General features: G+C 54.5%; 19 protein-coding genes. 16 read left to right on the plus strand and 3 right to left on the minus strand.

Annotated features, from left to right (window positions below):
• Positions 1-31 precede the first annotated feature (31 nt).
• Positions 32-1,762 (minus strand): bifunctional metallophosphatase/5'-nucleotidase, encoded by a 1,731-nt coding sequence (locus ACRRUX_RS08950; protein ID WP_432529349.1) that lies wholly within the window; start codon positions 1,760-1,762, stop codon positions 32-34.
• 166 nt (positions 1,763-1,928) lie between these two features.
• Positions 1,929-2,999, minus strand: coding sequence for a CNNM domain-containing protein (locus tag ACRRUX_RS08955; protein WP_432529351.1), 1,071 nt, complete (start codon positions 2,997-2,999; stop codon positions 1,929-1,931).
• Positions 3,000-3,263: 264 nt separating this feature from the next.
• On the opposite strand from ACRRUX_RS08955, the gene ACRRUX_RS08960 reads away from it, so the two are divergent.
• The 14 genes from ACRRUX_RS08960 (at position 3,264) to ACRRUX_RS09025 (ending at position 20,203) form a co-directional block, all read left to right on the plus strand.
• Positions 3,264-4,385: a bifunctional tRNA (adenosine(37)-C2)-methyltransferase TrmG/ribosomal RNA large subunit methyltransferase RlmN gene (locus tag ACRRUX_RS08960; protein ID WP_432529353.1), complete on the plus strand. Its 1,122-nt coding sequence runs from the start codon at positions 3,264-3,266 to the stop codon at positions 4,383-4,385.
• Positions 4,386-4,488: 103 nt separating this feature from the next.
• Positions 4,489-5,277, plus strand: a complete 789-nt coding sequence (gene pilW, locus ACRRUX_RS08965) for a type IV pilus biogenesis/stability protein PilW (protein ID WP_432529355.1) — start codon at positions 4,489-4,491, stop codon at positions 5,275-5,277.
• Entirely contained in the window at positions 5,274-6,227 is a 954-nt protein-coding gene (locus ACRRUX_RS08970) for a RodZ domain-containing protein (protein ID WP_432529357.1), read from the plus strand. The genes pilW and ACRRUX_RS08970 overlap by 4 nt, the downstream gene beginning before the upstream one ends.
• Before the next feature lie 64 nt (positions 6,228-6,291).
• Complete coding sequence (ispG, locus tag ACRRUX_RS08975; RefSeq protein ID WP_432529359.1) at positions 6,292-7,404, plus strand: flavodoxin-dependent (E)-4-hydroxy-3-methylbut-2-enyl-diphosphate synthase; 1,113 nt, start codon at positions 6,292-6,294, stop codon at positions 7,402-7,404.
• Positions 7,405-7,541: 137 nt separating this feature from the next.
• Positions 7,542-8,816: a histidine--tRNA ligase gene (hisS, locus tag ACRRUX_RS08980; RefSeq protein ID WP_432529361.1), complete on the plus strand. Its 1,275-nt coding sequence runs from the start codon at positions 7,542-7,544 to the stop codon at positions 8,814-8,816.
• 28 nt (positions 8,817-8,844) lie between these two features.
• Positions 8,845-9,474 carry a YfgM family protein gene (locus tag ACRRUX_RS08985; protein ID WP_432529363.1) on the plus strand — a complete coding sequence of 210 codons (630 nt, stop codon included), beginning with the start codon at positions 8,845-8,847 and terminating at the stop codon, positions 9,472-9,474.
• A 10-nt stretch (positions 9,475-9,484) separates the two neighbouring features.
• Positions 9,485-10,672, plus strand: a complete 1,188-nt coding sequence (bamB, locus tag ACRRUX_RS08990; RefSeq protein ID WP_432529365.1) for an outer membrane protein assembly factor BamB — start codon at positions 9,485-9,487, stop codon at positions 10,670-10,672.
• A 68-nt stretch (positions 10,673-10,740) separates the two neighbouring features.
• On the plus strand, positions 10,741-12,207 hold the full coding sequence (gene der, locus ACRRUX_RS08995) for a ribosome biogenesis GTPase Der (RefSeq protein ID WP_432529367.1): 1,467 nt from the start codon (positions 10,741-10,743) through the stop codon (positions 12,205-12,207).
• 527 nt (positions 12,208-12,734) lie between these two features.
• Positions 12,735-14,063, plus strand: coding sequence for a DUF2252 family protein (locus ACRRUX_RS09000; protein ID WP_432529369.1), 1,329 nt, complete (start codon positions 12,735-12,737; stop codon positions 14,061-14,063).
• Positions 14,056-14,817 carry a DUF2927 domain-containing protein gene (locus ACRRUX_RS09005; protein WP_432529371.1) on the plus strand — a complete coding sequence of 254 codons (762 nt, stop codon included), beginning with the start codon at positions 14,056-14,058 and terminating at the stop codon, positions 14,815-14,817. Before ACRRUX_RS09000 ends, ACRRUX_RS09005 begins: the two co-directional genes overlap by 8 nt.
• Before the next feature lie 218 nt (positions 14,818-15,035).
• Entirely contained in the window at positions 15,036-16,418 is a 1,383-nt protein-coding gene (nrfA, locus tag ACRRUX_RS09010; RefSeq protein ID WP_432529400.1) for an ammonia-forming cytochrome c nitrite reductase, read from the plus strand.
• A gap of 199 nt (positions 16,419-16,617) precedes the next feature.
• Complete coding sequence (locus tag ACRRUX_RS09015) at positions 16,618-17,232, plus strand: NAD(P)H-dependent oxidoreductase (RefSeq protein ID WP_432529373.1); 615 nt, start codon at positions 16,618-16,620, stop codon at positions 17,230-17,232.
• Complete coding sequence (locus tag ACRRUX_RS09020) at positions 17,229-19,157, plus strand: monovalent cation:proton antiporter-2 (CPA2) family protein (protein WP_432529375.1); 1,929 nt, start codon at positions 17,229-17,231, stop codon at positions 19,155-19,157. Before ACRRUX_RS09015 ends, ACRRUX_RS09020 begins: the two co-directional genes overlap by 4 nt.
• Before the next feature lie 107 nt (positions 19,158-19,264).
• Entirely contained in the window at positions 19,265-20,203 is a 939-nt protein-coding gene (locus ACRRUX_RS09025; RefSeq protein ID WP_432529377.1) for an MBL fold metallo-hydrolase, read from the plus strand.
• A gap of 92 nt (positions 20,204-20,295) precedes the next feature.
• On the opposite strand, the gene ACRRUX_RS09030 is transcribed toward ACRRUX_RS09025, so the two are convergent.
• Positions 20,296-20,787, minus strand: coding sequence for a peptidylprolyl isomerase (locus ACRRUX_RS09030; RefSeq protein ID WP_432529379.1), 492 nt, complete (start codon positions 20,785-20,787; stop codon positions 20,296-20,298).
• A 73-nt stretch (positions 20,788-20,860) separates the two neighbouring features.
• On the opposite strand from ACRRUX_RS09030, the gene ACRRUX_RS09035 reads away from it, so the two are divergent.
• Together ACRRUX_RS09035 and ACRRUX_RS09040 are read left to right on the plus strand one after the other, a co-directional pair.
• The gene (locus ACRRUX_RS09035; protein ID WP_432529381.1) at positions 20,861-21,256 is read left to right on the plus strand and encodes a DUF4260 domain-containing protein; all 396 of its coding nucleotides are present in this window, start codon (positions 20,861-20,863) and stop codon (positions 21,254-21,256) included.
• Positions 21,257-21,422: 166 nt separating this feature from the next.
• Positions 21,423-21,911 (plus strand): GNAT family N-acetyltransferase, encoded by a 489-nt coding sequence (locus tag ACRRUX_RS09040; RefSeq protein WP_432529383.1) that lies wholly within the window; start codon positions 21,423-21,425, stop codon positions 21,909-21,911.
• Positions 21,912-22,033: the final 122 nt, after the last annotated feature.

Genomic DNA, 22,033 nt, shown 5'->3' on the forward strand with positions numbered 1-22,033 from the left:
GATAAAAAAGCCGGCACTATGCCGGCTTTGGTTATTCCAGCGTCAAATGGCTGGTGTAATGCACATTGGGACCCACAGGATCGGCCCACACATCGCCGGAGCTGATATACTCCATAAATGCACCGGGAAGTGTCAGTGAGCCCATTATCTGCCGCCATTCGCTGTTCAGCAGAGGACCATATCCCTCTTTGCCTGAGGTGGTGTATTGACTCGAAACTCCGGTATAAAGCTGGCCGGGCTCGAGAATGCGCCAGGCTTTTTGCTGCATCACCTCCAGTGACACAATACGTTGCCCGGCCGGGCGTCGCCCGTCGTATTCATATCTCAGACCATAGGTATAGGGGAAACTGCCGGTGCCTGTGCCCTGTATGCCGTTGTTGGTGGCCGCATTGATGGCGGATTCAATTGCTTCATAGAGGAACCTGCCACGGATTTGATAAGCGACCAGCGGGATTTCGAAGGGCAGGACTTTGCCAAGCACATCGGCAACAGTCAACTGCCCGTGAGCAAGCGAGTCCCTGACGCCGCCGGCATTGTGCAGGGCAAAGTCAATGCGCTTATCCTGCAGTTTGGCCCGGCTGTACATGGCTCGGCTGACCCAGGGGGCCAGCTCACTGCCATGGGGCAGGCGTTTGCTTGGCAGACGGGTGTGCTGCATATCTCTTGGAACCAGTGCCACAATTTGCCGCTCGAGTTCATCGATCCTCGGGCGATAGCGGTCAGCCAGCAACTTCGCGACTTCATCATCGTCCGACACATATCTGATCGCTTCATTGGCGGCCAGTTGTGCAGCGACGGCCCCATATTGTTTGGCGGCAAGAGGGCGGCCCTCGCTGTCCTGCAGGCGGTCATCCAGCATAAACAGATTCTCGCCATTCAGAGTGATAACTTCTCCTGACGGCGCAAATTCGATATCCGCCAGACCAAGGGTCTCAGCGTATTTTCCGGCATGAACAATTGGAGTGTTGTTGACCCGCTCGCCATAGGACAGGGCGGGTTGTCCCAGTGCCTGGCTGCTGCCCTGCAGCGTATGACTGTGGCCACCTACGATAAGACTGATGCCATCAACCGCTTCAGCCAGTTTGCGATCGCCATCCAGCCCCAGGTGGCTCAATACCAGAATATGTCTGATCCCCTGATCGTGCAGCCAGGCGATGGTGCGGCGTGTGACCGCTATGGCGCTGTGAAACTCTGTGCCGGGATCCGGGTGCGCGATGTCGCGCATCTGATCCAGCGTAATGCCAAAGATGGCCAGTTGCCGATCAGCCAAAGGTTTAAGCAGCACTCGGGCGGTTTGGTTTTGCCGATCATAATCCAGCAAACCAGGATGGTCTTTAAGCGCAAAAGTGGACTCAGCTTCACTGGCTAAATCCATATTGCCGGCCATCAGCGGGAAGGTGATGGCATCGAGAAAGCGTCTGACCGGCGCATTGCCGCCATCGATCTCATGGTTGCCCAGCACCATGGCATCCGGCTTAAGCCGGTTGAGCATATCGGCATTGGCGGCGCCCTGGAATTCGCGGAAGTACAGCGTTCCCTGAAAGCTGTCGCCGCCATGCAGGAATAAAAAGTCCCGGTTAGACTGTCTGGCCTGTTGCCGGGCCTGCAACAGCAGGGTTTGAATGCGCGCATAGCCGCCGCTGAAAGCATGTATAGCAAGCAGCTCCTGCTCTATTGGCAGGGTAAAGCGGACCCGACTTGGCTCGAAGTGGGAATGGGTGTCGTTGATGTGAGCCAGTTTCAGTAACAATCTTGGGGTCATCTTGGGGTAACAGGTCTTTTCTCTCAGGCCGCAAATTGTAACACTGCAGCCGCGATAGGAAAGGAGCACAGTCGCATTAACCAGGCTCAATACCCCACGTACAACAAAAAAGGAGCCGAAGCTCCTTTTAAAAATGATTATCTCAATACGAAGGTATTTATGTGGATCAGTCACTGACTGGTTCGAAATCGCCATCGTCAGACAGGCGGATACCTTTGTGTTTCATGCGACGCTTCCACAGTTTGCGGGCAAGCTGCTGCATATCTGTGGCGGGGTCATTGAGATCCACAATCTCCAGGCCCAGCATCGACTCGATAATATCTTCCTGAGTCACAATACCCTGGCTGGAGCCATACTCATCAACCACCATGGCGATTTGCGTGTTGCGCTTAATCATCAGCTCAAACAGTGGCAGGATCTTGGCCGTTTCGGGGACCGCCAGCAGGCTTTTCTTCAGCGGATTCAATGTGGCATCCGGTGTATCCCGTTCGGCCAGCAGAATGTCGGTACGGTTTACATAACCGATAATGTCATCATGATCTTTGGCGTATACCGGAATACGGGTAAACGGTTTGTTCATGTGCTTTTCAACGAACTCATGCTGCGTCAGTGACACAGGCAGGGAGAACATGACGGTACGGGGAGTCATAATGGCAGTTACCGGCATGTCCCGCACGGTCAGCATTTGGGTCAGGATTTTGGACTCCTGGGCATCCAGTTCTCCGGATTCATGGCCAATACGGGCCATGGCACTCATTTCCTGACGGATATACTGGCCTTCATCGCCTTTACCCATCAATTTAGTGACCTGTTGTGACATCCAGATCAGCGGCAGCGTAATTCGTTCCATCCAGTACAGTGCATGGGTAACCATGGGCGCCAGCGCGCGCCAGTAGTTGGCTCCTATGGTTTTCGGAATAATTTCCGAAAAGAACAGGATGATAAAGGTCAATACCCCTGAGAATACACCCAGCATGTCGTCGCCGAATACCTTGGCGGCCTGGGCTCCTGCTACCGCTGCACCGACTGTGTGGGCAATGGTGTTCAGGGTCAGAATTGACACCAGTGGCGATTCAACATTTTCTTTTTGTTTGGCCAGGCGGGCTGCTGCCCCCGGATTGGATTGCTCAAGGTTGGCAATATAACTGGGTGTGACTGACAGCAACACGGCTTCAAACACACTGCACAGAAAGGAAACACTGACAGCGACAAGGATAATAAGAATGAGGGTTAACATAGGGGGTGGAATTACAACTCCGAGGTAAAGGCCAACATTGACCCGGGCGCGATTTTAACACACTCTTTGCCCATAACAGACATTTATCTGTGCGGCGAATCACATTTGACTCACGTTCCTATGCTGCCATCGCAGCATTTTCGCCGATGAAACACCGGATAAAGACACCGGTCGTGCGTGTTTGCGTGCTGGCTAATTTTCATGTGTCTCTGTATAATTCGGCGCCCTGTTTGCGGGTTTTCGGTTTTTTTGAGGTTAGCCAAAATGAGTGAAAAGAAGATCAATTTATTGGATCTGGATCGTGAGGCGATGCGCCAGATGCTGGTGGATATCGGTGAGAAGCCGTTTCGTGCCGATCAGCTGATGAAATGGATCTATCATTTTGGTGTCAGCAATTTTGACGAAATGACCAACATCAACAAGGCGATGCGCGCCAAGTTGAGCGCCCGTTGTGAAATTGTCGCACCGGAAATCTCCACTTTCCAGAAGTCCAGTGATGGCACCATCAAGTTTGCCATCAACGTGGGTAATGGTCAGGAAGTGGAAACTGTTTATATTCCTGAAGACGATCGTGCCACTTTGTGCGTGTCCTCTCAGGTCGGCTGCGCGCTGGAATGTTCATTCTGCTCCACTGCGCAGCAGGGCTTTAACCGCAACCTCACTGTTTCAGAAATCGTTGGTCAGATTTGGCGTGTTTCTCAATTCCTCGGCTTTGCCAAGGATACCGGCGAGCGGCCTGTGACCAATGTGGTGATGATGGGGATGGGTGAACCATTGCTGAACCTGTCCAATGTTATTCCGGCTATCCGCATCATGCTCGATGACTTTGGCTTCGGTCTGTCCAAGCGCCGGGTCACAGTGTCAACTTCCGGTGTGGTACCGGCACTGCCGAAACTGGCCGATGAGCTGGACGTGGCACTGGCTGTCAGCATTCACGCCCCCAATGATGAGTTGCGTGATGAACTGGTGCCTATCAACAAGAAATATCCACTCAAGGAGTTTCTGGCTGCCATTCGTGACTACATTGGCCGCAGTAACGCCAACCGCGGTCGGGTCACGCTGGAGTATGTGATGCTGGATCACATCAATGACTCCACCGATCAGGCCCATGAACTGGCCAAGTTGATGAAAGACACGCCCTGTAAGGTGAACCTGATCCCGTTTAATCCTTACCCGGGCTCACCCTATGGCCGTTCGTCCAACTCACGTATTGACCGTTTCTCTAAAGTGCTGATGGAATACGGTCTGACTGTGATTGTTCGCAAGACCCGTGGCGATGATATTGATGCCGCCTGTGGTCAGTTGGCGGGCGATGTGCGTGATCGCACCAAGCGGGTAGCAAAAAAACGTATGCAAGATCAACAAATTTCAGTCAAAATGGCTTGATAATTAGCAGCATAGATTTACTCTGGTCAAGCGGGTGCTATCACGGTCAAATCGGTTGCCAAGGCAACCGAATAAAGGCACAAACCAATAACAGGTAAATACCATGAAGCAGGGATTGCCCGGTATGCTGTGTGTGGCCTTGCTGTCAGGTCTGACAGTCGGCTGCGTCACCGAGCGTACTTACAGTGGGACCGATATTCCGGTTCAGGAACGCAAATTTGATAAAGTCGCTGCTGCCCGCGAACGTGTTCAGTTGGGGTTGACCTACCTGCGCCGGGGGGACAGTGAGCAGGCCAAGTATAATCTCGACAAAGCGCTTTCCCATGCTCCTGAGCTGGAAGATGCTCATGTAGCGATGGCGTATTACTATCAGACGGTCGGTGATGTGCGCCGGGCTGAAGAGGCATACCGGGGGGCGACCAGAGTGCGCAACCCGTCGGGCGATGCACTGAATAACTTCGGGGTGTTTCTGTGTCAGCAGGAAGAATATGCTGAATCAGAAAAAATGTTTCTGAAGGCGATCGACACCCCGGAATATACCCGTACCGGCTCCAGTTATGAGAATCTGGGAATTTGTAGCCGTAAAGCGGGTCAAATCGAAAAGGCAAGACAGTATTTCGAGGCGGCGCTGAAATATGAGCCCCGGCGAGCCACTACCATGCTGGAGTTGGCCATGTTGGCGATTGAGCAGCAGGACTTTGCCGATGCGCGTCAACAATTGGCGCGTTATCACAGAGTGGTTCCCGAAACGGCCGAGAGTTTGGCGCTGGGAATAAAAATTGAGCAGGGTCTGAATGATCCGGATGCAGTGAAACAGTATGGCATTAATCTGCTGGCCAAGTTTCCTGCCTCGGAGCAGGCCAGGCAATATCGGGCAAGTTTGAATAGATGACAGACAAGCAACAAGACTTAATTACGGAAGATACAGTCGAGCAAGAATCCAGGGACATTACTGCCACAGTGGGTGGCATACTCCAGGCTGCCCGTGAAGCGAAAGGGCTGACCATAGACGACATTGCCGGACGGTTGCATTTACGTCCCTCTTTGGTCCGGGATATCGAGGCCGATAAGTTTGATGGCATTTCATCTGCCACCTATGCCCGTGGATATGTACGCAACTATGCCCGTATCGTGGGGGCGGATGTATCGGAAGTGATGGCTTGTCTGGCACAGCAGGTCCCGAGCGAAGCGGAACCTGCCATGCAAAGTTTTTCCCGCAAAACCACCCATCAGGCCCGTGATAGTCGTCTGATGATGGTGACCTGGCTTATCGCCATTGTACTGGCGGCATTGTTGGTGCTTTGGTGGGTACAGAAATCCACTATGAGTACCGGTATCGACCTGTCCCGGCCCAGTGCCGAGGAAGTGGCTGCGGCTGTTGAATTGGGAGCGACTGCGGCCGGTGAACCCGTGGTGGATACGGCTGCTTTGGCTGACGCGCCGGCCGACATGCCCGCTGACGTGATGGTAGAAGAAACTGCCGTCCCTGCTGCTATTGAGCCCACGACTGACGCATCAAGCTCCAATCCCCCTTTATCTGCTGACAAACAACCTGCTGAACCCTCTGAGACTGCCACTGCTTCAACTGCCGATGCCGCAGACGCCAGCCTCAAGTTGTCCCTGAGCGGCGACTGCTGGATGAAGGTGACTGACGCGACCGGTAAAGTGCTTATCAACGGTGTGAAAGAAGCCGGCCGCAGCATCACTGTCAACGGCACTGCGCCATTCAATCTGGTTGTTGGTGCGCCGCAGGTTGTCACGCTGCAATATAATGGTGAAAATGTCAGTCTGGCGGATTATCCTGCCGGTAAAGTCGCGCGCTTCAGCTTGCCGCTGGAGTAATGCGCCGCGACAATGACTGTCCTTAGCAGAGCCCGTTTCAAGCCTTAATCAGAGCTGAGCCAAGATGTACAACGAATCTCCTATCAAACGCCGTCCTTCTTCCCGCATTTATGTGGGCAATGTGCCTATTGGTGATGGTGCGCCCATTGCTGTGCAATCCATGACTAATACCCGCACCACCGACGTGGATGCCACGGTGGCACAAATTCGCGCGCTGGAAAATGTGGGCGCGGATATTGTGCGGGTGTCAGTACCCACCATGGAAGCGGCAGAAGCCTTTAAGCTCATCAAACAACAGGCCAAAGTGCCTTTGGTCGCCGATATCCATTTCGATTACCGGATCGCGCTGAAAGTCGCCGAATACGGTGCTGATTGTCTGCGCATCAATCCAGGTAATATCGGTAATGAAGAGCGCATCCGCAGCGTGGTGGAATGTGCCCGTGACCGCAACATCCCCATCCGTATCGGGGTCAATGGCGGCTCGCTGGAAAAAGATTTGATGGATAAGTACAAGGAGCCGACACCACAGGCGCTGCTGGAATCTGCCATGCGTCACGTGGATATTCTGGATCGGCTCAACTTTGATCAGTTCAAGGTGAGTGTGAAGGCCTCCGATGTGTTTCTGGCGGTGGAATCTTACCGACTGCTCGCCAAACAGATTATTCAGCCGCTGCACCTGGGCATTACTGAAGCTGGTGGTGCACGCTCCGGCGCGGTTAAATCCGCTGTCGGCCTGGGTATGTTGCTGGCCGAAGGCATTGGCGACACCCTGCGGATTTCGCTGGCGGCCGATCCGGTGGAAGAGATTAAAGTGGGCTTCGATATCCTCAAGTCTCTGCGTATCCGCTCCCGTGGTATCAATTTCATTGCCTGTCCATCCTGCTCCCGTCAGGAGTTCGACGTGATTGGCACGGTCAATGAGCTGGAGCGCCGTCTGGAAGACATCGTCACCCCTATGGATGTGTCTATTATCGGCTGTGTGGTCAATGGCCCAGGCGAGGCACTGGTGTCAGATCTGGGGCTCACCGGCGGCAACCGCAAGAGTGGCTTCTATATTGATGGCGAGCGTCAGAAAGAGCGTATGGATAACGACAATCTGGTCGAGCTGCTGGAAGCCAAGATCCGGGCTCAGGCGGCGATCGTTGCCGGTCGCATTCCGGTGGAAGTGAAGTCTTAATTGCGTGTTTTGAGCCGGGGTGATTCTCCGGCTTTTTATCCCCGCTGCACAAGGATTGCACGGGTTTTACGTTTAGTATGGAAACGCCTATAATACCGGGCGTTTTTTCTTATTTACCGAACAATCGAGTCGATACAGTGGCAAAACAGATCCAAGCGATTCGCGGAATGAATGACATTCTGCCAACCCAAAGTCCCGTCTGGCAAAAAGTGGAAGCGGTCATCCGCAGCGCCGTAAGTTCTTATGGCTACAGTGAAATCCGCACGCCTATCGTGGAAAGTACTGATCTTTTCAAACGTTCCATTGGCGATGTGACTGATATTGTTGAAAAAGAAATGTACACCTTTGAGGATCGCAATGGCGACAGTCTGAGCCTGCGGCCGGAAGGCACCGCGTCTACTGTACGTGCCGGTAACGAGCACGGCTTGCTGTATAACCAGGAGCAACGTTTGTGGTACATAGGTCCTATGTTCCGCCACGAGCGCCCACAGAAAGGCCGTTATCGCCAGTTCCACCAGTTCGGTGTGGAAGTTTATGGTATCGGCAGTGCCGATGCGGATGCCGAAGTGCTGATGCTGTCCAACCGTCTGTGGCATGCACTGGGACTGACTGAGCACGTCACCCTGGAGCTTAACACTCTGGGCGACAACCATGAGCGTGCAGAATATCGTGATGCGCTGGTGGCTTTCCTTGAGCAGCACAAAGACAAGCTGGATGAAGATTCACAGCGTCGCATGTACACCAACCCATTGCGGGTACTGGACAGCAAAGATCCGCAGGTGCAGGCGATTCTGACTGATGCGCCTGAGCTGATGAGCTTCCTGGGCGAAGAGTCAAAAAATCATTTTAATCAAGTATGTGAACTATTGGCGGCGGCTGGTATCCAATACCGTATCAACCCGCGTTTGGTTCGCGGTCTGGACTATTACAACCGCACCGTATTCGAGTGGGTGACCAACAGTTTGGGCGCCCAGGGTACGGTACTGGCCGGTGGTCGTTACGATGGTCTGGTCGGCCAGCTGGGTGGTAAAGACACCCCGGCAGTCGGCTTTGCCATGGGCATTGAGCGCATTGTATTGCTGCTGGAAACGCTGGAGCTGACCGCTGATGTGGCCGGTGCCGTGGATGTGTATGTCACTGCCATGGGTGATGATTGCCGCATTGAAGCCATTAAAATCGCGGAGGAGTTGCGCAACGCAGTGCCAGGCCTTAAGGTGATGAGCCACTGTGGTGGCGGTAACTTCAAGAAGCAGATGAAGCGCGCCGACAAGAGCGGTGCAACCGTGGCGCTGATTATTGGTGAAAACGAGCTGGCAACCAATCAGATTGCCGTGAAGCCGCTGCGCAACAATGACGAACAACAACTGGTTAGCCGGGAAGCGCTGGCAACCGTATTGGCTGAATTGATCTAAGAACTGATCGTAAAAAGGGGACGTGCGAGTGGAAATCTATAGCACAGAAGAACAACAAGTTGATGCTATCAAACAGTTCTGGAAGGATTACGGCTTATCCATTGGGATAGGTGCGCTGGTAGGTTTGGGCGGCCTGTATGGCTGGAATACTTACTCAGCGAAAAAAGTAGAAGGTGCCGAGTCTGCGTCGGTGGCATTTCAGCAGATCCGCACTGAAAATGCCGATGCCGCCACACTGGCCGGGCAGATTGCCAATTTTGATAAAACTCACGATCAGAAAGGCTATCAGGCGCTGCTGGACTTGATGCTGGCCAAGCAATCAGTGGAAGCCGGTGAGCTGGATAAAGCTGCCGATGCCCTCAAGCAGGTGATTGCCGCCAAGCCGGGCAGTGGCCTGGGTGAAATCGCCACCTTGCGTCTGGCGCGTATTCAGGCTCAGCAAGGCCAGGTGGGCACTGCACTGGCGACCCTGGATAGCGTGACTGATGCGGCGTTTGCAGCACAGCGCGATGAACTTAAAGGGGATTTCCTGGTGCGTCAGGGCGATGCCGATAAGGCGCGCAGCGCCTATCTGGCGGCCAAAGATGCATTGCTGGCAGAAGGTCAGATGGAAAGTCCTGCACTGCAGATGAAGATAGACAATCTGAACAAGGCATAAGGAACAGCCAATGAAGTCCTGGTGTAAATCCCTGCTGGCGGCGAGCCTGAGCATGGCGCTGCTGTCAGCCTGTTCTTCGTCTGACAGCATCGAAGAACCCATCGCTGAGTTGCAAGAGTTCAACGCGACTGTATTCCCACAGATCAGCTGGCAGGCTCAGGTTGGGGATGGTGTGGGTCAATATTACTCACAACTGCAACCGGCTGTGCGCTATGGCAAAATTTTTGCTGCTGACCGTGATGGTGTGATTGAAGCGTTTGACGAAAAAACCGGTGACAAGGTGTGGGAGAAGGACTTCAGCGAAGCCTTCCGTGACGGCGCGCTGGCTAAAAACAAGGGGGCCCGACTGTCGGGCGGTCTGGTTGCGGCCCGTGACAAACTGTTTGTGGGCAGTGAAAGCGGCGTGCTGGCAGCCCTGAATGCCGAAACCGGTGAGCTGGAATGGCATGCCAGAACCCAGGGCGAACTGCTGTCGCTGCCTACAGTGGCAGAAGACCTGGTGGTGGTTAACACAGGTTCCGGCTTGCTGGAAGCCTTCAATGTGGATACCGGTGAGTCCAAATGGCGTTACGAAGCCCTGATGCCCAGTCTGACACTGCGCGGCACCGGCGGTACCGCGTATGAGGCCGGTGGTTTCTTCGTGGGTACGCCCGATGGCAAAGTGGCTGTGGTGATCAAAGATAATGGTCAGCCCGCCTGGGAGCAGGCGATATACACCCCCAAAGGCGGCAACGAGTTTGCCCGCATGGCGGATGTGGATATGACCCCTTTGATCATCGGTGATAACCTGTACGCGGTCAGCTTCAACGGTAATCTGGTGGCGATGGAAGTGCGCACCGGACGGATCCTGTGGTCGCGCAAGTACTCCAGTTTCCACGATCTGGCGGTTTCAGGTTACAGCCTGTTTCTGGTGGATGACCACAGCCGGGTGTACTCAGTAGACCGTCGCAACGGTCTGGAGCAGTGGAGCAACAGCGAGCTGGCGAACCGCAGTCTGACGGCGCCCGTGCTGTTTAACGATTATATCGTGGTAGGTGACTATGAAGGTTACCTGCACTTCCTGGATCGCAACAATGGCAACATTGTTGGCCGCATCCGGATTGACAGTGATGGTTTGTACAGTACGCCTGTGGTGGCCGATGGCAAACTCTATGTGCAAGGTCGCAGCGGTGAGCTGGCGGCAGTGACACTTCCATAAGTAAAGCGAACGCTTTATAGAGCCCCTGGAAGTGCTTCCGGGGGCTTTTTATTGAAAAGAGGCAAAACATGATCCCAGTAGTGGCCCTGGTGGGTCGCCCCAACGTGGGGAAATCGACCCTGTTCAACCGACTCACCCGCACCCGTGATGCGCTGGTGGCTGACTACCCGGGCCTGACCCGGGACCGTAAGTATGGCCGGGCATTTTTGTCAGGCTACGAATTTATCGTAGTCGACACCGGGGGTATCGACGGTACCGAGGAAGGCATTGAAACCAAAATGGCGGAGCAGTCGCTGGCAGCGATTGAAGAAGCCGATGTAGTGCTGTTCCTGTGTGACGCCCGTGCCGGTCTGACCGCTGCCGATATGGCGATTGCCCAGCATCTGCGCAGCCGCGAAAAAACCACCTTTGTGGTGGCCAACAAGGTTGATGGTATCGATGCTGACTCCGCCTGCGCCGAATTCTGGTCGCTGGGTCTGGGTGAGGTCTACCAGATGGCGGCGGCTCAGGGACGCGGCGTGACCAACATGATTGAATACGCGCTGGCACCTTACGCGGAAGCACTGGGTGTGACCCGTGATGGCGACGAAGAAGACGCTGTTGACGAGCGCGAGTACACCGAAGAAGAAGCCGAAGCCGAGCAGGCCCGTTTGCAGGCACAGCCTATCAAACTGGCCATTATCGGTAAGCCGAACGTCGGTAAATCCACACTGACCAACCGTATTCTGGGTGAAGAGCGGGTGGTGGTCTACGATGCACCGGGCACCACCCGTGACTCCATCTACATTCCGATGGAACGCGACGGTCGTGACTATGTGATTATTGATACCGCCGGTGTGCGTCGTCGCTCCAAGGTGTATGAAGCGGTTGAAAAGTTCTCGGTGATTAAGACCCTTAAAGCGGTGGAAGATGCCAACGTGGTGCTGCTGGTAATTGATGCCCGAGAAGGCATCGCAGAGCAGGATCTGGGATTGCTCGGCTTCGTGCTGAACGCCGGTCGTGCGCTGGTGATTGCAGTAAACAAGTGGGATGGTATCGATCAGGGCGTGAAAGATCGCGTCAAGAACGAGCTGGACCGCCGTCTGGGCTTTATCGACTTTGCCCGCATTCACTTTATTTCTGCGCTGCATGGAACAGGTGTCGGTCACCTGTTCGAGTCCATTGAAGAAGCTTATGAGAGTGCGACCCGTCGTGTGGGCACCTCCATGCTGACCCGCATCATGCAGATGGCGCAGGATGATCACCAGCCGCCGCTGATCAACGGTCGCCGGGTGAAGCTCAAGTACGCCCACGCCGGTGGTTACAATCCGCCGATTGTGGTGGTGCACGGTAACCAGGTCACCAAGCTGCCGGATTCTTACAAGCGCTACATGATGAACTACTTCCGCAAGTCGCTCAAAGTGGTGGGTACGCCTATCCAGCTGCGCTTCCAGGAAGGGGATAACCCGTTCGAGGGTAAAGGCGAGAAGCTGACCCTGAGTCAGGAGCGCCGCCGCAAGCGCATGATGGCCCACATCAAAAACAAAAAAAGCTAATGGCTTATCACAAAAGGAACCCCAGGGTTCCTTTTGTTTTTTTACATTGCCCCTCTCCGGGCGGTGGTCAATAATGCCCTGGCGCATGCCGGTGCAGAATCTGCCGGCTGACTGCAGGATTGCTTCTAAGTGGCGGGCGGTAGTAATAGCAATTTCATCTAATCGTTGAGCTGTTTTGGCGGGAGTTCAATGCGTTTGAGACAAGGTCATTAACCGCTCCTTGGCATCGGCACCTGCGTGGCTCTACCTGCTGCATCCATGCCGTCGTGCGTTAAAGACATTCACCACATTCTTGTGGCCTGCGAGCTGGCGAAGTCATAGTGGTGCTATGTCAGGGCGGCTCTGCACAGTATCAAGCGCATTGAAACCGGCTCTGAATTGATCAAACTATTACTGAAGTTGGTGGAAGGCAGTTGATCACCCGATCGTTCATTGCCCGGCGTTTGAGAGACAACCAAATAGTCGATAGTCCGTTATTGGATAGCAGGGCCGGATGCCCAGAGCCAGTGTGAATACAGGAGAGCAACATGGGACAGGACGATACCCGACTTCGCGCAATTATCGAAAGCCTCAGGCAGAATGATGGCTGGCGAGCTGACAGGTCACAAACAGTGTTGCCCAAACACCGCAAGATGGCAGGCGGTGCGTTTTTGTTCCTGCGTGGCGCGGCGCCTCTGATGTATGCCGACATCGCCGCCGGGCGTTTTAATCTGCCGCCTGATCTAGAGCGGGTGCCGCTGACCATGATTATGGGCGATTGTCACCCGGCCAATTTCGGTTTTTTTACTGAAGAAGGGTCCCATGGCGATCGGGTTGTATTTTCTGCCAACGATTTCGATGATGCCTGCGTCGGCTTTGCCCACTGGGATTTGGCCCGTTTTCTCGTGGGACTGCTGATGTGTCAGCAGCAGGCACAAGTCGGTGATATGGCCGCGGGCTGTTCGGATGATGCTCCCGCTAACTTGTCCCCTGAATCGCTGACCGACAGCATGGATGCGTTTCTCGATGCGTATCTGCTTACCTGTGCTCAGTGCCGTGACGACAGGCGCGCGGTATATCGGGCATCCCATGATTTTGCTGACAGCCATATTCTTGCCCGTGCAGAGAAAAAAGCGATAAAGCGGGCGGCCGGCGGGCACCGTTTCCTGACCAAAAGCACGCTGGCAAAAGAGGTGGATGTCAGTTGTTTACCGCTCAGGTTCAAAGATAATCCGGCGCGTGTTGTGAGGCTGGCTCCCGAACTATATGAACAGCTGGAGCAGGCGCTGGCACCCTATGTTGACGACTGCATTCTGGATATGGTGCAGCGCCTCAATGCCGGCACCGGCTCAGTCAATATGGCCCGCTATTATCTGCTGGTTGGCCCGCGCCGGCAGAGTCTGGCGTCCCTGAACCTCTGTCATATTGTGGAAGTTAAGCAGCAACGTCAGGCCGCTCCTCTTGGCTGTTTTGCCGGGCTCTCTGCCATCAACCGTTTAACTCCGGCTCATCTTACTGCCCGATGCCAGCGGCAGATGCAGCGCAGTGCGGACCTGGTGTTGGATGATCTCATCTGGCGGGGGCAACACTATCTGGTGCGCTCGCGACATCACGCCAGAGTGAGTGTCGACCCGCTGGCGTTGTGTTCTTTGGATAATCAGGCACTCAACCAATATGCTTCGGCCTGTGGCGAGGCGCTGGCCAGGATCCATTGTCGCGGTGATCGGCGGTCAAACGAGTTTGAGTGGCAGATGACGCAGCAATTGCCCGCGCAACGTCAGGCGCTGGTGCAGGCATGTCTTGACTATGCGCAGCTGATCCGGGACGACTATCGACGGTTGGCCGACCTGCTGGAGCCGGAGTCTGAACATGGCTAAATGGTTACTGGTGCTCAGCAGCTTGCTGTCTTTGCCGGCTTTAGCGGACTGGCGGGATGCCGACTATGTGCTCAGGGCCTTTGAACTTATCGCCCTGAATAACGAATATGAGGCGCAGTCATTTCCGGTGCGCAAGTGGCGTCAGCCGCTGAAGGTGTGGCTGGATCACCGGGTGGGTGATAAAGCGCTGCATACGCAGCTGGTGCAGCTGCATCTGGCGCATCTGGCTGAGGTGACCGGACATCCTGTTGAGCTGGTATCGCAAAAAGAGCAGGCGAATGTCCGGGTACTGTTTACCAAACAGGCCAGCTGGCAGGCAGAAACCCGTGCGCTGGCAGGCGCAGGCAGTGAAAATTTGCCGTTTCATGGTGCTGTGTGCCTGGGGCATCTGTGGATGACACCGGGCTATGAGATCCGCCGGGCATTGGTGGTTATCCCGGTGGATCAGGCAAGAATGCACGGTAAGCTGGTGTCCTGTGTGGTGGAGGAGTTGGCTCAGGTGATGGGGCTGCCCAATGACTCCACTGAGGTGTTTCCCTCAGTATTCAACGACGCCTCCAAAGATCAGATGTTGTCACCGCTGGATGTCACATTGCTGCGATTGCTGTACTTGCCTCAGTTGACGCCGGGCATGCAGGCGCCTGCGGTCAGGCGCGCCCTGAGTGATTGGTTAACGGCCAATCCCGACTGGGCAGCGCAATCTTTGTCATTAACGCTGGAGGCGGGATTGCGCAAACAATTGGGACTCAGGTAATGCAGAGAACAAATTACAGGCGCAATGTCATCCGTTTTACTGCATTTACAGCTGAAGCTGATAATCCCTATCTAAATTGCGTGTTTTGCACTTGGCTTGTCCGGTATCTTCCGTTAGGGTTTTGAGTTGGGATTGCACCGACCCGATTGGACACATCAGTCTGTCGATCGCGTCAGGTTGTGGTGCAGACAATGATGACTGCCACTGAGGAAAATCCTATGCTAACCACCCGGCGATGGCTGCTGCCGCTGCTGTTTACCTCTGTCGTCAGTACGCCACTGATGGCTAAAAATAATCCGGCAGACAATGCCCAGTACGAGAAGAAATTCCCCAATCAATACGGCACCTGGTTGCAAACCGGAGAAAGCAAAGCGCTGGATGACGCGCTGGGTAATGACCCCAATCTGGTCATTCTCTGGGCAGGTTACGGTTTTGCCAAGGATTACAACGCACCACGCGGACACTTATATGCGGTGACCGATGTGCAGACCACTCTGAGAACCGGCGCGCCGATGAAAGCGGATGAAGGCCCTATGCCGATGGCCTGCTGGAGCTGCAAAAGCCCGGATGTCCCCAGACTGATTGAAGGCGAAGGGGAAGCGGAATATTTCAAAGGCAAGTGGGCCAAAGGTGGTCCTGAGATCACCAACAGCATTGGCTGCGCTGACTGCCATGAACCCGGCACGCCCAAACTCAGGGTCAGCCGTCCCTTTGCCGAGCGCGCCTTTGAAACTCTGGGAACACCTTTTGCCAAGGCTGACCGTACCCAGAAGCAGAATATGGTGTGTGGTCAGTGTCACGTTGAATATTACTTCGAGAAAACCGCCGAGCGTCCGAACTGGGTTAAATTCCCCTGGGATTTGGGCACCACGGTGGATCAAATCGAAGTGTATTTTGATGGTATAGGGTTCAGCGACTGGACCCACCAACTGTCCAAAGCCCCCATGCTTAAAGCCCAGCATCCCGGCTATGAAACCACTATGCTCGGTGCCCATGGCCGTAATGGCGTGTCCTGTACCGATTGCCACATGCCCAGAGTGCAGAATGAAAAAGGCAAGTGGTTTACCAGTCACAAAGTCGGTAATCCGTTGGATCAGTTCTCTGATACCTGTGAAAAATGTCATACCCAGGACAAGGAGTACTTTGTTGAGCAACTGAAATCCCAGAAAGCCAGAGTTGCACAGCTGAAAAAAGAAGCGGAAGCACAACTGGTGCAGGCGCACTTTGAAGCGGCCGCCGCTTGGGAAGCCGGTGCCACCGAAGAGCAGATGGCGCCAGCGCTGATGGATATCCGTCATGCTCAGTGGCGCTGGGACTTTGCGATTGCTTCTCATGGGGTATTTGCCCATGCACCGCAGGAAGCGTTGCGGATCCTGGGAACGTCCATCAACAAGGCTGCCGATGCCCGGGTGAAGCTGGTGCGGATCCTGGCACAAAATGGTGTCACTGCAGCCGTGACTATCCCGGATATTTCCAGTGAAGCCAAAGCACAGGCCGTGCTGGGCATGGATATGGATAAGATGAATGCCGACAAGGCGATCTTCCTCAAGGAAGTGGTGCCTGTGTGGGAGGCCGAGTACAAGGCCAGGAATGGCGGCTGATGAGCCTGAATTGGTAAACGAAAAAGCTGAGGTTCGCCTCAGCTTTTTGTTTTGTGCGTTGGGATTTCCTGTCGCAAATTAAGGCAAAGCCTCAAGCCCGCCCAGGGCATCCATCGCCATGAACAGTGGCGGTTGCAGAATTGTGCGCTGCACATTAGCTTAAAGGGAAATACTAATAATAAGTTAAGGGTTTGCGCTTATGGCTTCCAGCCGCGTTCTGCTGCTTTATGCTCATCCTTCTCCCCACCGCAGTGAAATCAATCAGCCGCTGTTTCAGGATGCCGCCGCAGTGATTGATGTCAGCCGGGTGGATCTGTACCGCGAATATCCCAGATTCAACATAGATATCGATGTCGAGCAGCAAAGATTGCTGGAACATGATGTGGTGATATTTCAGTTTCCCCTGTATTGGTATTCCACGCCTGCTCTGCTCAAAGAGTGGCAGGATCTGGTGCTGGAATACAATTTTGCCTATGGCGTTCAGGGCACGGCGCTCAAAGACAAGCGCTTTTTGTGTGCTCTCACTGCCGGAGCCCCTGAGCATGCCTACCAAAGCGGCGGCATCAATCACTATGATTTGAACGAGCTGCTCAGGCCCTTGCAACAGATGGCCAATCTCACCGGCATGCACTGGCTGCCACCGTTTGTGCTGTATGGCGCGCGCACGGCGGCCCAAAGCGCCAGATTGAGTGAGCACAGGCATCAGTGGCGAATACTGCTTGAAGGCCTGGTGGCCAATCGCTGGTCGCTGGCGCAACTGACACAGCCTCCGACAATCAATGAGTTGCTGGCTGAGCGGGGAGCCTTGGCATGACCGAATATTTTTTGCAGGGATTTATCTATCTGGTCGCGGCGGTGATCATGGTGCCTGTGGCCAAACGACTGGGGCTGGGTTCGGTACTGGGGTATCTGATTGCCGGCGTGGTGATAGGCCCGATCACCGGGCTGGTGGGCAGTGAAACCACCACGATTCAGCATTTTGCCGAATTTGGTGTGGTGATGATGCTGTTTCTGGTGGGGCTGGAGCTGGAGCCGCGCAATCTGTGGGAAATGCGTAACCGCCTTGTTGGACTGGGCGGTTTGCAGGTCGGGGGGACTGCGCTGCTGCTGGGCGGCATTGCGCTACTGCTCGGGCAAGTCTGGACTGTGGGACTGGTGATCGGCCTGATTTTTTCACTGTCGTCCACCGCCATCGTGCTGCAAACCTTCAGTGAGAAGGGGGTGTCCAAAACCGAAGGGGCGCAGAATGCTTTTTCAGTACTGCTGTTTCAGGACATTGCCGTCATCCCCATGCTGGCATTTATCCCTTTGCTGGCGCTGCCTGAGCTGACTCAATCTGCGCAGCAGCTGGCCGCCGGTGCCGAGGCACACGACAGCCTGAGTCTGGTGGCAGGGCTGCCGGGCTGGGCTTATGGCCTGGTGATTATTGCTGCGATTATGGCGCTGGTGGTGGGGGGGCACTTCCTCAGTAGGCCACTGTTTCGGTTTGTGGCCTCATCCGGCCTCAGAGAGATCTTCACTGCCACGGCGCTGATGTTGGTGGTGGGTATTGCGGCGCTGATGAGCCTGGTGGGGCTGTCACCGGCGCTGGGAACCTTCCTTGCCGGAGTAGTGCTGGCCAACAGTGAATTCCGACATGAACTTGAGTCCAATATCGAGCCGTTCAAAGGGCTGTTGCTTGGGCTGTTTTTTATCACAGTGGGCGCTGGCATCCAGTTTTCTTTGTTGTTTGAACAGCTGTGGCTGGTGCTTGGATTGACCCTGGCTGTGATGCTGCTTAAGGGGCTGGCGCTGTATCTGCTGGCATTGCTGTTTCACATCCGCGGCAGCGATCGCTGGCTGTTTGCCCTGAGTCTGGCGCAGGCGGGTGAGTTCGGCTTTGTGCTGCTGGGATTCTCGGTCCAGAACCATGTATTGCCCTCCGGGTTGGCGCAGACCCTGTCCATGGTGGTGGCACTGTCGATGTTGCTCACTCCGGCGCTGTTTATCCTGTATGACAAGGTGATCATGCCGCGTTTTGAGGAGCAGGTTAATCAGAGCCAGCCGGATGATATTGACGAGATGGGCACAGTGATTATTGCCGGTGTCGGCCGTTTCGGGCAGATAGTCAATCGCCTGCTGGTGAGCAACGGCGTGAATACCGTGGTGCTGGACTATCAGGCCGGACAGGTAGACAACCTGCGTAAAATCAATGTGCGTGCGTATTACGGCGACGCTACTCAGCCGGATCTGCTGCACACTGCCGGGATTGCCGAGTGTGAGTTGCTGGTGGTGGCCATCGATAACCCGGAGGCCAGCGTCGAGCTGGTGCGTTATGTCAAACACAGCTATCCCCAAGTGCAGATCCTCGCCCGGGCGTTTGACCGTGGTCATGGCTATCAACTCAGGCAGGCCGGGGCGGATGTGATTGAGTCAGAAACCTATTACAGCGCGCTGGAAATCGGTGCTTCCGCCCTCAGAAAGCTGGGCTGTCATCCGTTTTTGGTGGAGCAGCAAAAAGAAGTGTTCAAGCGGATTGAGGACCGGCAGTCCGATGAGCTGTATCAGGCCTGGCTGGCGGCCACTGAATCCGGTGAAAAATTCAGCCCTTATTACCGCGACCTGTTTATGCAGCTGGAAGAACATATGAAAGCGGCCATGGAGGCTGACCGCAGTGACCGTCACTCTCTGGGGGAGCGGGGCTGGACGCCGCCGCCCAAAGGTTATGCTGAAGCATTGACTCAGGAAAACACTCCATAGCGACATGCAGTTAGCTTTGTGATTGGGCAAATCCGCCCGGTTGGTGAACGTTTTGGTGCGGATTGGCAAAGTTGTCTACTGGCTTGTTTTGAATTGGACCTCAAATAATGAAAACACTGTCTGCATTTTTTCTATTACTGCCGCTACTGATGGGCGCGGCCACAGGCGCGAAGCCGGAGCGCAGCGCCGGGGTGGAACTGGTGATCCTCGGTATCGCACAGGATGCAGGTTATCCCCAGGCCCTTTGTTATCGGCCGCACTGCATTGCCGCATGGGAGGACAAACAACGTCGGAAAATGGCGACCTCTCTGGGGGTGGTTGATCATCTTAATCAATCACAGTATCTGTTTGAGGCAACGCCCGATTTGCCTGAGCAGCTGTATTTATTGCAGCAGCGCTGGTCGGCCCCTGAGTATCAGCTTGGCGGGGTCTTTTTGACTCACGCGCATATGGGCCACTATACGGGATTGATGTATTTTGGCCGGGAGGTGGCATCCACCAAGGCGTTACCTGTGTACGCCATGCCCGTCATGAGCCGATTTTTAACGCAGAATGGTCCCTGGTCCCAGCTGGTTACGTTAAAAAATATCAGTCTGCAGCCGCTGGCGGACGGCAAGGCTGTGACTGTGGGGAACATCAGGGTGACTCCGCTGCGGGTTCCCCATCGGGATGAATTCAGCGAGACGGTTGGTTATTTCATTCAGGGGCCAGACAAAACGGCGTTGTTTATTCCGGATATCGATAAGTGGGACAAGTGGGGAACGGATATCGCCGCCTTGATCCCAGAGGTTGACTATGCCCTGCTGGATGCCACTTTTTACAGTGCAGACGAGTTGCCCGGCCGGGCGATGGCGGAAGTGCCTCATCCTCTGGTGCTGGAGTCCATGGCCAAATTTGAACATTTGCCGGCATCGCAGCGGGATAAAATCATCTTTATCCACTTTAACCACACCAATCCGTTGCTGAATGGCGCAAGTGAGGAGTATCGCCGGGTCACCGGCGCGGGTTTCCATGTAGCCCAGGAGGGGCAGAGATTGAGCCTGTGAGCGACTGGCTTGCCTGAGCGTTTGGCTGGCTAAGCAGGTAACGTGTTGGCTATCGTCAGACAAGGCGGCAATGCCGCCTTCCCCGAACCCCTTTAAGCGATTGTGACTTTTTCCACAATCACCGGCTCTTTGGGCACATCGTCATGGCCGAATTTGGAGCCTGTTTTCACCCTGGCGATGGCATTGACCACATCCATACCTGCGGTCACTTTACCGAATACACAATAGCCCCAACCACGATTGGTGGTGGCAAAGTGATCCAGAAAATCATTATCTTCCAGATTGATAAAGAACTGAGCCGTGGCCGAGTGAGGCGCATCGGTGCGGGCCATGGCGATAGAGCCGGTGACATTTTTCAGGCCACGGTTGGCTTCGTTGACAATCGGCTCATGGGTCTCTTTTTCGCGCATTTCCGGGGTGAAACCGCCGCCCTGGATCATGAAACCGTCGATCACCCGATGGAAGAGGGTGTTGTCGTAGAAACCTTCTTCACAGTATTTGAGGAAGTTTTTGGCGGTCACCGGGGTGGTGTCCATATCCAGCTCTATTTCAATGTCGCCGAAGTTGGTGTGAAAGGTAATCATGGTCTGACTCTGTCTGTAAAAGTAGGCATTATATCCTTCACAGGCTGTTCCATTACAACAAATGCGAGGCAATATGCCGTTTCTCCCAAAACCCATAGGAATACTGTTGCGGCTGGAAGCGCTGGCTGTGATGCTGGTGGCGTTAATCCTTTACGCCCACTTTCAATTTGGCTGGACAGATTTCGCGCTGTGGTTTTTGCTGCCGGATGTCGCCTTGCTGGGATATTTGGCTGGCAGCAAACTGGGGGCGGCGTGTTACAACACCAGCCACAGCTATCTGGGCCCTTTGCTGTTGCTGGGAATATGGCAACTGGCTGACTCACCATTGGTATTACAGCTTTGCCTAATCTGGTTTGCCCATATTGGGTTTGACCGGGCATTGGGCTATGGATTGAAATTTAACAGCGGCTTTCATGACACCCATTTAGGCAGGATAGGTCGGGCTCGCACTGAAAAGGGGCGAAGTTGACCAATCAGTGAACCATTGTTGTGCAGTATTTGTTTTCCTGTATGAAGGCCCTGGGACTTGATGCAAGCAATAGCCGGATGGCAGGCGGGTATGTGCGCCAATGAGTGAACTTGGGCATAACCGTTGCAGCAGGCTGGCCATACTCTGCAAACGAAACAAGGTTGTGATGACTTTTACCCTCGATGATCTAACCCACCCTCAGGTGCTGGCACTGCTGCAAGAACATTTGCAGGAGATGCATGCCAGCTCTCCGCCTGAAGCTGTGCATGCGCTGGATGTCAGCCAGCTGAAACAGCCTGATATCCACTTTTACAGTCTGTGGCTGCAGGGAGAGCAGGGGGAGCCGGTGCTGGCGGCCTGCGGCGCACTCAAACGTTTGGACGGATGCCTGGGTGAGCTTAAATCCATGCGTTCAAGCAAGGCATGTCGCGGGCTTGGTTATGGCCGGGCCATGCTGAACTTTCTTATCCAGCAAGCCCACGACGCCGGCCTGTCGGCCCTGTATCTGGAAACTGGCACTGCCGCGTATTTTGATGCCGCCAGAGCGCTGTATGCCAGCGCTGGATTCAGGTCCTGTGGCCCGTTCGGGGATTATCCTGAGCATGAGCTCAGCTGTTTTATGAAGCTGTCGCTGCACCAGAATATCTCAGCATGAAATATGCTCTTGTTGGCTGATGATGATTTACAACTAAAGGTATGATTCCCTTCGATTAAAGCTGGTCAAAAGGGACTTTGAGATGCGTCATAAAGGGAAAAAGAGAGTGACTATCAGGGTCG

The organism is Shewanella sp. GXUN23E (assembly GCF_050865035.1).
GTDB lineage: Bacteria > Pseudomonadota > Gammaproteobacteria > Enterobacterales > Shewanellaceae > Shewanella.